Origin of the sequence: Fulvivirga sp. M361 (assembly GCF_007097395.1) — a bacterium.
In the GTDB taxonomy this organism is placed as follows: domain Bacteria; phylum Bacteroidota; class Bacteroidia; order Cytophagales; family Cyclobacteriaceae; genus Fulvivirga.
In genome coordinates this window covers 188,341-202,185 of sequence record NZ_VKDC01000007.1, presented here as the reverse complement: position 1 = coordinate 202,185, position 13,845 = coordinate 188,341, and the positions used below count along the sequence as shown (strand labels likewise).

13 protein-coding genes are annotated in these 13,845 nt (G+C 39.9%); 8 read left to right on the top strand and 5 right to left on the bottom strand.

Going from position 1 to position 13,845, the window contains the following annotated elements; translation table 11 throughout:
- Nucleotides 1-34: 34 nt before the first annotated feature.
- Nucleotides 35-691 (top strand): HAD family phosphatase, encoded by a 657-nt coding sequence (locus FNH22_RS10145; RefSeq protein ID WP_143398251.1) that lies wholly within the window; start codon nucleotides 35-37, stop codon nucleotides 689-691.
- A 42-nt stretch (nucleotides 692-733) separates the two neighbouring features.
- Here the strand turns inward: FNH22_RS10145 and FNH22_RS10140 are convergent, their stop codons facing one another.
- Together FNH22_RS10140 and FNH22_RS10135 are read right to left on the bottom strand one after the other, a co-directional pair.
- Entirely contained in the window at nucleotides 734-2,656 is a 1,923-nt protein-coding gene (locus FNH22_RS10140; RefSeq protein WP_143398250.1) for a GAF domain-containing protein, read from the bottom strand.
- Between the two features lie 30 nt (nucleotides 2,657-2,686).
- Complete coding sequence (locus tag FNH22_RS10135; RefSeq protein ID WP_143398249.1) at nucleotides 2,687-3,187, bottom strand: YfiR family protein; 501 nt, start codon at nucleotides 3,185-3,187, stop codon at nucleotides 2,687-2,689.
- 233 nt (nucleotides 3,188-3,420) lie between these two features.
- On the opposite strand from FNH22_RS10135, the gene msrB reads away from it, so the two are divergent.
- The 6 genes from msrB (at nucleotide 3,421) to moeB (ending at nucleotide 8,335) form a co-directional block, all read left to right on the top strand.
- A complete protein-coding gene (msrB, locus tag FNH22_RS10130) occupies nucleotides 3,421-3,927 on the top strand; it encodes a peptide-methionine (R)-S-oxide reductase MsrB (RefSeq protein WP_143398248.1) in 507 nt (168 codons plus the stop codon).
- A 111-nt stretch (nucleotides 3,928-4,038) separates the two neighbouring features.
- A complete protein-coding gene (lhgO, locus tag FNH22_RS10125) occupies nucleotides 4,039-5,235 on the top strand; it encodes an L-2-hydroxyglutarate oxidase (protein WP_143398247.1) in 1,197 nt (398 codons plus the stop codon).
- A gap of 301 nt (nucleotides 5,236-5,536) precedes the next feature.
- A complete protein-coding gene (locus FNH22_RS10120; protein WP_143398246.1) occupies nucleotides 5,537-6,469 on the top strand; it encodes a PLP-dependent cysteine synthase family protein in 933 nt (310 codons plus the stop codon).
- 7 nt (nucleotides 6,470-6,476) lie between these two features.
- Nucleotides 6,477-6,899, top strand: a complete 423-nt coding sequence (locus FNH22_RS10115) for a Mov34/MPN/PAD-1 family protein (RefSeq protein WP_143398245.1) — start codon at nucleotides 6,477-6,479, stop codon at nucleotides 6,897-6,899.
- Between the two features lie 4 nt (nucleotides 6,900-6,903).
- Nucleotides 6,904-7,182 (top strand): MoaD/ThiS family protein, encoded by a 279-nt coding sequence (locus FNH22_RS10110; RefSeq protein ID WP_143398244.1) that lies wholly within the window; start codon nucleotides 6,904-6,906, stop codon nucleotides 7,180-7,182.
- A 7-nt stretch (nucleotides 7,183-7,189) separates the two neighbouring features.
- On the top strand, nucleotides 7,190-8,335 hold the full coding sequence (gene moeB / locus FNH22_RS10105) for a molybdopterin-synthase adenylyltransferase MoeB (protein ID WP_143398243.1): 1,146 nt from the start codon (nucleotides 7,190-7,192) through the stop codon (nucleotides 8,333-8,335).
- 206 nt (nucleotides 8,336-8,541) lie between these two features.
- Here the strand turns inward: moeB and FNH22_RS10100 are convergent, their stop codons facing one another.
- The 3 genes from FNH22_RS10100 to FNH22_RS10090 all read right to left on the bottom strand — a co-directional run bounded on the left by FNH22_RS10100 (nucleotide 8,542) and on the right by FNH22_RS10090 (nucleotide 11,949).
- Nucleotides 8,542-9,012 carry a hypothetical protein gene (locus FNH22_RS10100; RefSeq protein ID WP_143398242.1) on the bottom strand — a complete coding sequence of 157 codons (471 nt, stop codon included), beginning with the start codon at nucleotides 9,010-9,012 and terminating at the stop codon, nucleotides 8,542-8,544.
- Nucleotides 9,013-9,095: 83 nt separating this feature from the next.
- Nucleotides 9,096-10,973, bottom strand: a complete 1,878-nt coding sequence (locus tag FNH22_RS10095) for a tetratricopeptide repeat-containing sensor histidine kinase (protein ID WP_143398241.1) — start codon at nucleotides 10,971-10,973, stop codon at nucleotides 9,096-9,098.
- Between the two features lie 52 nt (nucleotides 10,974-11,025).
- Nucleotides 11,026-11,949 carry a YheT family hydrolase gene (locus tag FNH22_RS10090; RefSeq protein WP_255518022.1) on the bottom strand — a complete coding sequence of 308 codons (924 nt, stop codon included), beginning with the start codon at nucleotides 11,947-11,949 and terminating at the stop codon, nucleotides 11,026-11,028.
- 315 nt (nucleotides 11,950-12,264) lie between these two features.
- On the opposite strand from FNH22_RS10090, the gene FNH22_RS10085 reads away from it, so the two are divergent.
- Complete coding sequence (locus tag FNH22_RS10085) at nucleotides 12,265-13,803, top strand: DUF4157 domain-containing protein (protein WP_143398239.1); 1,539 nt, start codon at nucleotides 12,265-12,267, stop codon at nucleotides 13,801-13,803.
- Nucleotides 13,804-13,845 lie beyond the last annotated feature (42 nt).

Here is a 13,845-nt window from a genome sequence, read left to right as displayed (position 1 = left end):
GAAGTACTAACATTGCATCTTTAATATATAAATCATGATCCAACAGATAATTTTTGACTGTGATGGTGTGTTAGTGGACACAGAAATCGTAGCAGCCGAGGTAGTAACGAATAAGCTTAGCCCATTAGGAATAAGTATTTCAGTAGAAGAATATCTGAACAACCACACAGGCAAAACATTAACATCAATATTATCCTACCTTGAGATCAAACCCGAGGCTAATCAGTCGATAATTGATTTTGCTGAAGAAATTGAACGTGAAATATACAGTAATCTCAAGGTAATCAAAGGCATGCCTGAATTGCTGAGATCACTACCTTTGCCAATAGCACTGGCATCAAATAGCAACATATGGCAGGTTGAAAAAGCCATCAAATTTCTTAATATCGGTGATATTATTGGTGAACATTATTTTTCCGCAGAAATGGTAGAACACCCCAAACCGCATCCTGATGTATACCTGCATGCAGCTAAAACGACCAAAAAGAGCCCTGATGACTGTCTTGTTATTGAAGACAGCCTCAGTGGGGCAAAATCAGCTATCGCTGCAGGCATGCAAGTAATCGGGTTTTGCGGAGCAAGTCACATTCTGAAGGGTCATGACAAAAAATTAAAAGAAACAGGAGTTCATCACCTGGCTTACAGTCCGACGGAGTTAAAATCTATCATTAAGTCTGTCACCACCCCTTAAGCAACATATTGCGTTGAACGTTGCATACGTTGCCACTGCTGCTTATTCTTTACTTATATCAAAAGCAAATTTAATCACCTTATTGACGCCGCCATCTCTTCCTTTTACGACGGTATAACTTGCCAAAAGACACTTTATCTCACCGAATTTATTGATCCTTTTGAATTCTCCGCTCCTGCTTATGCCTGAACCCAGGTCCTTCCAAAGTTGCTTATATTCTTCAGACAGACGATCTTCCTTTGGTACAAAAATACGATGATGTTCACCCATTATCTCGTCTTTTGTATACCCCATAATATTCAGGAAGTTATTGTTCACGTTCAGTATTTTACCTTCAGGATCAAATTCTATCGTACCTAAAGCCTCATTGATGGCCTCCATCGTACTTTCTGATTCTGCCTGGCTTCTCTGCATCTCTTCCTGGGTGGCCTGTAATTCCTCCATATTCTGACGCATTTCCTCTTCTTGTGAACGCATCTGCTCAGTCATTTCCTGTGATTCTTCCAGAAGCTTTTGTGTTTTAGCATTGATCTTAACAGAAGATATTGTAGAAGCAATGCTTTCTGCTATCTTTTCTACAAACTCGACTTCGTGATCGGCAAACTCTCTGAAAGAAGCAACCTCTACCACTCCGTAAATCTCTTCATTGACCATAAGGGGTACGATAAGGATACTTCTTGGATTTGCATCACCAAGTCCTGAGGTTATTTTAACGTAGTCGTCAGGAACATCCGTTAGATAGATCTTATCTTTTTCCTGCCAAACTTGTCCGGCCAGTCCCTCTCCTCTGTGTATTTTTTGATCAACGTATTTCTTCTTATCCCAGGCATAACAAGCCATTAAGCTCATACTTGGATCATCCGTATTGGTATCATCAATAATATATAATCCCCCTTGATTCGACCCCGTATACTTCACGAGATTGCGAATGATATCATCACTCAGTTTTTCTATATCGTCATTGTTTCTCCTGAGAATTTCTCCAAAGGTTGCCAGTCCTTCAGTAGACCAGTTCCTTTTATTATCTTCCTGTGCCACCCGGGCAAGGTTATTTCTCATTTCTATCAGCGCGTTGCCAAGCACATCTTCTTCACTTAAAGGACTAAATTCTGAATCATATTCACCTTTTCCGATATTCTCAGCAAAAATAGTCGTGGACCTAAGCCCTTTGATAAGATTGTCCATCGCCACAGACATTTCTCCAATCTCATCATTATTGAACTTTCTACCCTGATCATCCACCAATTCTCCTTTACCAAGTTTGAGCAACAGGTTTTTAATATAATTCACCGGTCGCGTCATAGAACGGGCCATGAAATAGGCAAACAATAATCCAATAACAATTGACACTAGTCCCAATACTATAGTGATAGTACGCAGCCGTTTGGTAGCAAGCGATAGCATCTCACTAGACTCTCTGGTAACTTCTTGCTGAAGCTGTGCCACCGTTTTCAAGCGGTTAATGATCAAAGTAGTCATAGGGATCACTTGACTTTCTATGGCATCCTCTGCCAGGAGTTTAGTAAGTGGGTCCTCATAATTCTCAAAAGTGACCAGTTGTGACATTACGTCTTGTTCAATAGCCAGCAGGCTTTCAAACTGAGCAAAAACGGAATCCAGTTCCTGTTTCTGACTATCCAGACTCCATAACTCCCTCAGTTCAACCAGATCGTCCTTCAATTGTGGATATTCGAAATTGTGCAAGTCCTTCAATGCTTCCTTGTCATCAGTATTGCTTTGGACATATACCCAGTTGATAATAAGCATTTTGGAGCGGGTGACTAACAGAATAAAGTTATTGATCGCATCTTCAGAGGGCCTGATGACCTCTCTTGACCGGTCTACAACATTATCAATTTGGTTACCTGTGTAGAAAATGATAGTAGCATTTACAGCAAACAAAATGATGAGTGCTAAAAATCCTCCAAAAATTCTATTCCCAATGGAAAACCTGATCTTACGCATGATGTTACGTTGTTCTATAAGTTTATATTGCTAAATAATGATCGCCAAACGAGTCAGTTCTGACGATACTTTTAAATTGTCTCGATCCATGGCACTACGATTCAGTTCAAAAGCCAATTTACCGGACCTGATTACGAAATTGATGTTACTGCCTTTTGCAGCTGCACCTTCTACTTCAGTAATTAACAAAGTGCTGGAACCCATCATTTTTCTAATGATGGAATCCAGTTCACCAGACACCGCTTTTGATACAAACAGTATACTGAGATTTGCTGTATTACTTAAATTATTTATGTTTTTAACTATAATGGTTTTATCTCCAGCTTTTTTTACTGCAGCCATTTTTTTCAAATGATCTGTTATAGGAGAATTTCCATAAACTCCTATGATAAACTCCGAATCAGAAGTATTGGGCCACTGTACATACTTGATGAAGCTATAAATATAAACTGAATGAAGTTGATAATTTTGACCAAAAGATGGAAGTATACTAGTAAGAGGTAATAAAAGCAAAAACAATAATTTCTTCATAGAGAAGCGAAATTAAAGAAATTACGAGTGCAACCAAATATAATGAAGCCAACAGAATTTCTTACTTCTAAAAAATAAAGCCAAAATAATAAATTATTGATCAATATCACGCTTTTGAATTAAAGATCGCCTAAAAAATGTCTGATGTTGGACATCTTGCCGGTAAATACTTTATTCTATAAACCTTATCTGATAGATTGAGTTTAAGATACATGTAGATAAAAATTTTCAACATGAAAAACATCAATTTTATTCATGGTATTTTGATTCTGACGGGTATATTGTTTTTTTCATGCAGTACAGGTCAGGAATCAAGAAAAACTATAATAAAAAATATGGACGATAGAATAGTGAAATCTGAAGAAGAGTGGAGAAAGGAATTAACGAAAGAAGAGTATAATATACTTCGGGAAAAAGGTACGGAAAGAGCTTTTACAGGTGAATTTTGGGACAATCATGAAGAGGGGACGTATTATTGCGCTGCATGTCATCAAAAGTTATTTTCATCAGGCACTAAATTCGAATCTGGGAGCGGATGGCCTAGCTTTTATGAGCCAATTGATGAAGAGAATGTGACAGTAGAAAAGGACACAAGTTTTGGTATGGTCAGAGAAGAAGTGGTATGTACCCGATGTGGCGGTCATCTCGGTCATGTTTTTCCGGATGGTCCTGAACCTACCGGGTTACGTTATTGCATTAATTCTGCTTCTTTGGATTTTGAAAAGAATAAGCAACAATAATATATATCGTTGAAAGATAATTAAAACGCCACACAAGTATTAAAACCCTTCAATTTTGAGGGGTTTTTCTTTTTCATACCTAATTTCGCAGCTTGATTCAATTAGCGTAGTATGGCATATGATGTTGTGGTTATTGGAGCAGGTATTGTAGGACTTGCCACCAGTTTGAAACTCAAAGAAAAGAATCCCTCTTTAAAAATATTGGTACTGGACAAGGAGTCTGAAGTTGCTGCTCATCAAACCGGGCATAACAGTGGAGTAATACATTCCGGTCTCTATTATAAGCCTGGAAGTTTAAAGGCAATCAATTGTATACGGGGCTATGAAATGCTCATCCGGTTTTGTAAGAAGTACGATATTCCATTTGAACTCTGTGGTAAGTTGGTAGTGGCTACTTCTAAAGAAGAAATCCCACTGATGCACACCCTTCATAATAGAGGCATAGAAAATGGTCTGGAGGGCCTAAAAGTACTTGGCAGGGAACAACTCAAAGAATACGAACCGCATGTCAACGGTTTAGAAGCCATCTACGTACCGCAGACAGGAATTGTAGATTACAAAGAAGTAGCTCTGAAATATGCCGAAGTGATCCGTAAAAATGACGGGGAGTTACACTTTGATGAGAAAGTAATCGGTGTTAAAAAGAATGCAAAAGGAAGTGTGGTAATCACTGATCGATCTTCCTACTCTACAAAGCTTGTTGTAAATTGCTCAGGCCTGTATTCCGATAAGGTAGCCAAACTCACAGGTATGGAATCATCTGTGAAGATCATCCCTTTCCGGGGGGAATACTATGAAATAAAGCCTGAAAAACAGCATTTAGTCAAAAATCTCATCTATCCGGTACCCGATCCGAATTTCCCATTTTTAGGAGTACATTTTACACGTATGATCAAAGGTGGCGTAGAAGCAGGCCCTAATGCCGTACTGGCATTTCAAAGAGAGGGATATACCAAAACAGATATTCATCTGGGTGAACTGGCAGAGACCTTAGCCTGGCCTGGTTTCCGGAAAGTAGCATCGAAGTATTGGAAGACAGGGTTTGGTGAAATGTATCGTTCATTTTCAAAGTCAGCTTTTACCCGGGCATTACAAAAACTGATGCCCGAACTTTCCGAAGCTGATCTCATGCCTGGTGGCGCTGGTGTTCGGGCACAGGCATGTGATCGTAATGGTGGACTGATCGATGATTTTCTGATCCTGGAAAATGAAAGAGCCGTTAATGTATGTAATGCGCCATCACCCGCTGCGACATCATCACTTTCTATTGGAGATACAGTTGCTGAAAAAGTATTGAAAAAAATCTAACTATAGTCCAATATATAACAAATTGTTTTTCAGACTATTACGAACAAATGGTTTGCTTTTTGTTTTTTTTTGTTTATTTAGCAGAACTTAAAAACCAATCTTGCGTTGTTTTAACTGATAATGAAAAGAACTAGTCAAAATACAATGTGTTGTTGTAACTGTTGTCTGAAACGGAGGGACTTTCATTATTATATAGTATAAGGTTATTGAAAAAAATGAAATGAAGGCCCTTCCAGTATTTGGAAGGGCCTTTTTATTGCTCTTCCTTTTATAAACCGGGGCTTAATCCAAAGCAAATACAATGTTTATATCAGAAGAAAAACTTCAGGAAGAGGTTACACATCTTAGTGATTTTATCGGGAACACCCCCCTTTTCCCGCTCAACAATATACTGCAAAAAGAACGTGTAAAGCTTTATGCAAAACTGGAATGGCAACAATTCGGAGGTAGCGTAAAGGCGCGGCCTGCTTTCAACATCATCAAAAATGCGATTAAAAACGGTGAGTTAGATAAAGAAAAAACCTTGCTAGACGCATCAAGTGGTAACACAGCGATTGCCTACGCTACAATAGGAGCTTCCTTGAACATTCCTGTTACCATCTGCCTCCCCTCTAATGCTTCAAAAGAACGTAAGATGCTACTGAAAGCCCTGGGAGCAGAAATTATTTACACTTCTGAATTTGGATCTACCGATGAAGCCCAAAATGTCGCCATGGGACTTTACAGGTCTGATCCCGGTAAATTCTTTTATGCTGATCAATACAATAACCCCAACAATTGGAAAGCTCATTATTATGGCACCGCTGAAGAAATTATAACACAAACAAAAGGAGAAATTACTCATTTTATTACAGGATTAGGCACTACAGGAAGCTTCTCAGGCACAGGAAAAAGATTAAAGGAATACAACTCTGCAATAGAACTGATAGCACTACAGCCGGACAGTGCCCTTCATCTGATGGAAGGGTGGAAGCATTTGGAGACAGCTAAAGTTCCCGGCATTTACCATGACAAACTTCCTGACAGGTATGAAGAGATCGACTCTTACGAAGCCCTTGAGATGATACGTTTATGTGCCGCTAAGGAGGGGTTAATACTGAGCCCTTCTTCTGCAGCTAACCTGTCCGGGGCACTGAAGCTGGCTGACGAAATTGACGAAGGTGTAATAGTCACACTGTTTCCTGACAGCTCTGATAAATACAGTGAGATCATCAATGGTTTGTTCTTATCCTAAATAAGATATGAAGATAGTAATAAATAATTCGGCATGGGAAGCTATGAAACACGATGCTGAAACACGTTTCCCAAATGAATGCTGCGGTTTTTTTTATGGTCAATATGGAGACGAAAAAACAGTCAGCCAAGTACTGGTGATAAACAATACAAAAGACGGAGACCAACGCAGACGTTTTGAAATATCACCGGAAGATTACTTAAAGGGAGAAAGGTATGCATTAAAACATGGGTTGGATTTGTTAGGAGTATACCACTCCCACCCAAACCACCCTGCAGTGCCATCAGAACACGACCGAATAAGTGCGGTACCCGTGTTTTCATATATTATTATAAGTGTCATGGAAGGTATCAGTGCAGAAGTGACCAGCTGGATACTAAATGATGCGTCACGATTTGAGAAAGAAGAATTAAACATTAATAAAAAATAGAAAAATGGCAAAATTAATTATTCCAACACCATTACGTAAATTCACAGAAAACCAGAGTTCCATTGAAACTTCTGAAGGTACTGTGGAGCAAGCCATCAAAGGACTGGCTAATAATTTTCCTGAACTGCAAAAACACTTGTTTGATGCAGACGGAAATATCAGAAGTTTTGTGCGCATCTACGTTGGCGAAGACGACATTAAAGCACTGGACAATCAAAATACTAAACTTGACAGTAGCAGTATAGTAAGTATCATACCTGCCATAGCAGGTGGAATAAACTAAATGCAAAATGGAAGAAATCAATTTCAACAAAGCTGAGCTGGAAAGGTACAGCAGGCACTTGATCATCCCTGATTTTAACATCAAAGGGCAACGTAAACTTAAAGGAGCCAAGGTATTGGTAGTAGGAACCGGTGGTCTTGGGGCACCTTTGTTACAATATCTTGCTGCTGCAGGAGTAGGCACTTTAGGAATTGTAGACTTTGACGTTGTAGATGAGTCCAATTTACAGCGTCAAGTGCTTTTCTCAGTAAACGATATTGGCCGTCCTAAAGTAGAAGCCGCGGTAGAAAGGCTAAAAGGATTAAACCCTCATATAACTTTCAATACCTATAATGTACAGCTTACTTCCGAAAATGCGCTGGATATTATCAAAGACTATGATTTGGTAGCCGACGGTACAGATAACTTCCCTACAAGGTATCTGGTAAATGACGCCTGCGTAATTTTAGACAAACCGAACGTCTATGCCTCCATATTCCGGTTCGACGGACAAGTATCAGTTTTCAACTATGTAAATGAAAAAGGTGAGCGCGGCCCTAATTATCGTGACCTCTTCCCTGCCCCACCGCCGCCAGGTCTGGTACCCAGCTGCGCTGAAGGTGGTGTGATTGGTGTTCTGCCAGGCATCATAGGCAGTTTGCAGGCCAACGAAGTTATAAAGGTGATCACAGGAATAGGCGACCCACTCTCCGGAAGGTTATTTCTTTTTGATGCACTCACTTTTGAGACAAGGGTAGTAAAACTGATCAAAGATCCCGACCAAAAACCAGTTACTGAACTGATTGATTATCAAATTTTCTGTGGAATAGGTGGTGAAGAAGAACAGGAAGAAGAAGTGAAGGAAATCACTGTAGAAGAGCTGGCTCAAATGCAAAGTAATGGTAACGGCTTTCAACTCATAGACGTCCGTGAGGATTATGAGTTTGAAATTGCAGAGATTGGAGGCACACTTATCCCCTTGGGTGACATAGAAGAACAGGTCAATCAAATCTCTTCAGATAAAAAAGTGGTGGTACACTGTAGAAGCGGTGTAAGAAGCGCTAAGGCCATCCGGACCCTGGAGAAAAAATACGGGTTCAAAAACCTTTATAATCTGAAAGGTGGTATTCTGGCCTATGCAGATCAGATAGATCAATCACTGGCTAAATATTAAGCATTTCATTGAACATTTATTTTGTTCTCTTGTGAGGTGAAGTGCGTTAAGAGCAAAGTCAGTTAAACAGAAAATTCTTACCACTTCACTGAATACAGAAAAGGGTGTAACCAGGACGCTGCTTCTATGATCTTGTATCCGGAGAAGGCTTTTAGAATGAACTAATGCTCCATGTGTGATGATTTATCACATATGGAGCATTAGTTCTATTTTCTAATCTGCATTCCACTGTATAAGTCATCCGCATCACCATCCTGGTCCCAGTCCAGGTAAGCTGTAAATGTGGCTGTATCTGTAGAAAGCTCTACAAAATACGAATTCATCACTCCCTGTTCTTCCATAAAAAGAGAGTCGCCCTGCATCCACCACACTCCTGAACTGGTCATAAAAAGCGAATCTCCCAAATTTCGGTATTCCGAAACAAACGTACTGTCTTTCCTGAATGTGGTGACAATAGGTTTGATCTGCAATACGTTCTCCCACTCACCTGCCGGTACATCAACAACTGAATCAGGATCAGATCCAATATCCACTTTCAGTGATAGATTTGCCCATGTGCCTGTAATATCTATGGGTACTGACTTTATTGTTTTGCCTTCTCCCATATCGGATTCCGTAGTTTCTTTGGCAGTACACCCCAAAAACACGATCATAAAAGCGTAAATGACTTTTTTCATATCTATCATGATTATTTCAACGCATTGCAATTAGTTACGAGTACAAAGAAAACACTTCCCTTATACCCTCGAATAACATACACTTATTGATAAGCAGGAATTAGAAAACTGAACTCGCTCCCCTGTCCCGGCTGACTCATCACGTTAAGCTCTCCATTATTTTCTAAGATCAATTCCTTGGAAAGCGCCAGACCCAGACCTGTTCCCTTCTCGTCAGCAGTACCGTTTCGTACTTTATCTTTCGTTAAGCTAAATAAGCGATTCAGCACTTCCTTACCGATACCAACTCCAAAATCCTTCACGGAAGTCCTTACCTGTCCTTTGTCTGACTCGGTCTTGATCATAATCTTACTATCAGGATGGGAGAATTTTATACCATTCGATAAAAGGTTTCTCAAGACTGTATGGATCGAGTTATAATCGGCATAGCCAAATGCATCAGAAGAAGCATCGGTGACTATTTCTATTTTTTTATGCTCAGCCGTCAACTGATAAAGTTCTACCACATCCTGTATAAGCTCTTTCATATCGATCTTATCGAAGTGCATTTCACTCACATTTGTCCGCACCATAGACCACTCTAAAAGATTGTCTATAAGTTGTGTCAACTTATTCAAAGAGCTATTTATACGATTGCCAAAAGTTTTTATCTCATCCTGACTCAGATGATCCACTGAGGAAGATAATAGGTGAGAAAACCCCTTAAGTGTATTTAACGGACTTTTTATGTCATGCGACAGAATGGAAAGAAACCGGTCTTTATCCCGATTCATTTTTAACAAGGTATTTTTCTTTTTCCTACCGGCTGAGTAGGCAATATATAGAAAAACCGACGATAGTAATAGTAACATTACACACCCGATAAGCAGATAACCTTGTATAGTCCTTCTCTCTACCAGGGCTTGCTGCAATTCCTGGTTCTTTTTTAGAGCTATTATCTCTCTTTCTTTCTCTTCTGTATTAAATTTTTCCTTAAGTCTTTCTACATTTTCAAGACTCACCACATTCAAAAGACTATCTGTAAGGTATTGGTAAGACCTTTGATATTTAAGTGCCTCTTTATAATTTCCAAGACTCTCATATATAATAGTCAATACCTGCAGGGCATCTTGCCGGATGGGTGGGAGATTAATTTCATAACTCAATTCAAGTCCTTTTAAACCATATTTTAGTGCTAAATCATGAGCATTCATTAAATGATAAAGGTTAGCAATGGATATATAATTATCCGCCTCTCCCCTTAAGTCGAATTGGGTCTGGTATACGCTATCAGCTTTGAAATAATACAGGAGGGCTTCGTCATAGAGTTCATACTCTTCCATAATGGAAGCAAGATTACTGTATGCTCTGGATATGCCATAGCCGTCATTATTCTTTTCTTTTATATGCAAGGATTGTAAAAAATAGTCGCGTGCAGTACTATCAAGTCCCATTTCCTGGTAAATGATACCAATATTATTCAATGCATAAGACTCCCCTTTTTCATCTCCAAGTTCCTGAAACATAGTTAACGCCTGTTTAAAGAAATCAAGCGATTGCTCATAATCCTCGGAAATTGCATAAACTATACTAATGTCATTCAGGGCATTGGCTATCTGTTTTTTATCCTTTATGTCCCTAAATATTTTCAAAGACATAAAAAGGTCATCCAACGCCTCCGCGTAAGCGCCTTTATCCCTCTTCAACCTTCCTAAACTTATCAGGCCGTCCGCCTCTCCTTTCTGGTAGTTGATAGTTCGACTGTGAACAATGGCCTCCTCAGCGAAATACATGGCCGAATCAGGCTTCATATGCTGGTATTTCATAGAGAGCTCAAAGTAGATGCCAGCCAATGTAGTGTCATTAGCAGTTTCCAGCTTTTTTCTCAGGTCAGCTATCTCCGTCAACTGTTGGGCACCCAGGTCCCCGGAAAAGATTAGGAAGTAACTCGAAAGTAAAAAAATAAAATAGCTCTGTTTCACAAAAATTCTTCTATCACAATGACGTCACAAGTAATACATTTATTGCAAATAATTAAAGCATATTTTTTGCAAATTCATATGTTCTCATCTCCATATAGCTAATACTGCTATTATACCGGGTAAACCCTACGTGCCCTCCATAGTCAGGTATCTCTAAATGAAAAAGCGGATGATCCCGGGCTAAACTCCTCGGAAAACACTGTGGAGTAAGAAAAGGATCATTCAATGCATTAATTAGCAAAAATGGCACCCTTATGCCGGGAATGTAATTTTGAGCACTGGCTTTTTCATAAAAATCATTTGCATCCGTAAATCCATGCAAAGGAGCAGTGTACGTATTATCAAAATGTCGGAAAGCCCTGATCTTTGAAAAATCTAAATATTCAATCTTATCAGGATATAATTGAGCCTTTACTTTCACCTTCAGTTCCAGTTTTTTCAAAAATCGCTTTCTATAGAATGCCATATGGGCCTTTTCAAATTGATCTGCACTACTACGCAGGTCCGTAGGTACAGATATCGCTACCCCTGTTTTCACCTCTTTTGGTACCAGGTGTGCGTTTTCTCCAAGATATTTTAACGTAATACTGCCTCCCATACTAAAACCGATTAGAACCACGGCTTTGTAAGCCCTGGTTTGCAACGCATGCGAAATCACCAGTTCAATATCCTGAGTTTCACCATGATGATAAAACCGAGCCTGACGATTTATTTCGCCACTACAGCTACGACAGTTCCAGGCAAGTACATCGATCCCATTCTGGTACAGGTATTTACCCATTCCCAAAACATAAGGCCGATTGGAACTTCCTTCTAACCCATGTGTGATTACTGCCAATGTTCCTGATGAAGCAGTAAGCCAGTCCAGATCCAGAAAGTCATCATCGGGTGTATCTATTCTTTCCCGTACGTAATGTATATCACTCACCTCGCGCAAAATGCTTGGGATGACTGTAGCTATATGTCCGTTTCTCAAGAAGAACGGAGCTTTGTATGTAGAATTTACCAGGGGCACAATTATGTAAAGAAGTATGATCTCAGATACTCTGTCAAAACTTTCCTTGTATCAAATTTATTTCAGGAGATACCAGGTTTCGAATTATCTTTAGATTCGCGCTCAAGATTATTACAGGTTTCTATCTGTAGAAGGTAAGGATGTCAGCGTTTTAATAAGATAAATTGAAATCAGCATAAAAATACCCAGATCATTTTGTTCATTACCACATTTCATGATTTTGCGTTATTTAAGGATAAGTTATATATTTATTCATTTAAAACCCCTGGCCAACAAATGGAGTTCAAAGAACAAAGTAACGACAAGGTTAGTTTTTCTCGTGATCCTGATATTCATACTAAGAATCAGTCCCAACGTCAAAGGATACAAAGAGCTGTAGATCCATCGCATATAAATGCTAATTTTGATCCGTCAGAAAAAGATACACCCCTGACAAATGACAGCAGTATCGGCATGGGTCCATTACCGCACGTTATTCAGAAAAAAATGGAAGAATCTTTTAATACTGATTTCTCTTCCGTAAAGATCAAAACCAATTCAGCACAGGCAAAAAGTTTTGGAGCACTGGCATTTGCTCAAGGTGAAAATGTGCACTTCGCTCCAGGCCAATTTAATCCTGAAAGCAGTAAAGGCCAGGAGCTTATAGGTCATGAATTTGCGCATGTTGTACAGCAGAGGCAAGGCAGAGTGCAGGCGGGTCAAAGTAACATTAATGACGACCCCGGATTAGAGAAAGAAGCAGACACAGCCGGAGTCAGAGCCGCCAGAGGAGAACCTTCCGCCATAGGTTCAATTGAACAACAAGCCACCGCCAATAGTAAAGGCCCCATCCAGGGATACTTTGTAGATAATATACGTTCTGACAATTATCGGGTGGCTGATGACCTGAGCGCAACAGTAAAAGTAGGTTATCCAAACCATGTAATGTACCTGGCCTCTGGTAAGGCCGCTACTTCCAATAGCGCTTTGAAATCGGTAGGTTCAGGGATAAAACTGAAAGAAATGTCGCCAACCATAGAGGTATCTGATGGCACAAAGAAAAAAACATTAAAGAAAGTCTTACCGGAAAACCTTCAGAACTCTACCGCTGGTACAGCTATGGATCTATGGGCCGACTGCGGCAAAAGCGCGGGAGTTGTGGTGGGCAGTGAATCACGCGTAGGAATGTACCAATCACCCGGAAGTGGCGCTACGATAGAAACTGCTGCACAAGGTCCCTCCTCCATGCGAGGTGAAATTATGAATGCCTGGCTTAACCATACGTATGGCTTGAGTACCACCAGTGCAAGTAAAAAGACCAAAATTAAAAAGGTACTGGACGCAGTTACCGTGATAGATGCGAAGCTAGGTGTCCTCGCATCAGATTACAGTACGGCTACCACCCCCAGCGATAAAGACAAAATAATCAAGGATTATATTCTTGAAAATGACAAAAAAACCGAAGTTCTTTGGACATATTACAACGGGCTTACCCCTAGCGAACAAGCGTCTATAGATCAGGATCTAGCCATCAATCGCTATGCCGTTCCGGAAGTGGGTGAAGGCTATACCATGGCCAGCGGAGGAAGCCCCGTCCCGGGTTATGAAAGTGATACCTGGAATTTTCATTGGGGTGGTGTAGTAGCAGAAAGTGACGATAAAAAAGATAAGGTGACCCTGGAAAATTACGCTGTCGGTGACCCGTCTATAGAAAACAAAAAATGGGATTTTGCTATGTACGGAACACATAAGGCCGGTCAAACATTCCATGAACAACATGAAGATACCAATCTACATGGGCAATCTCCTACCACAATAAGGATCAAGAAAAAATAAATGAAAGTCTTACCACTTATTTTAACAGTATTGTTCTATACT

Excerpts from the sequence above, each read along its gene's own strand:
- FNH22_RS10145 (WP_143398251.1), top strand. The coding sequence starts at position 35 with ATGATCCAACAGATAATTTTTGACTGTGATGGTGTGTTAGTGGACACA.
- FNH22_RS10140 (WP_143398250.1), bottom strand. The coding sequence starts at position 2,656 with ATGCGTAAGATCAGGTTTTCCATTGGGAATAGAATTTTTGGAGGATTT.
- FNH22_RS10135 (WP_143398249.1), bottom strand. The coding sequence starts at position 3,187 with ATGAAGAAATTATTGTTTTTGCTTTTATTACCTCTTACTAGTATACTT.
- msrB (WP_143398248.1), top strand. The coding sequence starts at position 3,421 with ATGAAAAACATCAATTTTATTCATGGTATTTTGATTCTGACGGGTATA.
- lhgO (WP_143398247.1), top strand. The coding sequence starts at position 4,039 with ATGGCATATGATGTTGTGGTTATTGGAGCAGGTATTGTAGGACTTGCC.
- FNH22_RS10120 (WP_143398246.1), top strand. The coding sequence starts at position 5,537 with ATGTTTATATCAGAAGAAAAACTTCAGGAAGAGGTTACACATCTTAGT.
- FNH22_RS10115 (WP_143398245.1), top strand. The coding sequence starts at position 6,477 with ATGAAGATAGTAATAAATAATTCGGCATGGGAAGCTATGAAACACGAT.
- FNH22_RS10110 (WP_143398244.1), top strand. The coding sequence starts at position 6,904 with ATGGCAAAATTAATTATTCCAACACCATTACGTAAATTCACAGAAAAC.
- moeB (WP_143398243.1), top strand. The coding sequence starts at position 7,190 with ATGGAAGAAATCAATTTCAACAAAGCTGAGCTGGAAAGGTACAGCAGG.
- FNH22_RS10100 (WP_143398242.1), bottom strand. The coding sequence starts at position 9,012 with ATGAAAAAAGTCATTTACGCTTTTATGATCGTGTTTTTGGGGTGTACT.
- FNH22_RS10085 (WP_143398239.1), top strand. The coding sequence starts at position 12,265 with ATGGAGTTCAAAGAACAAAGTAACGACAAGGTTAGTTTTTCTCGTGAT.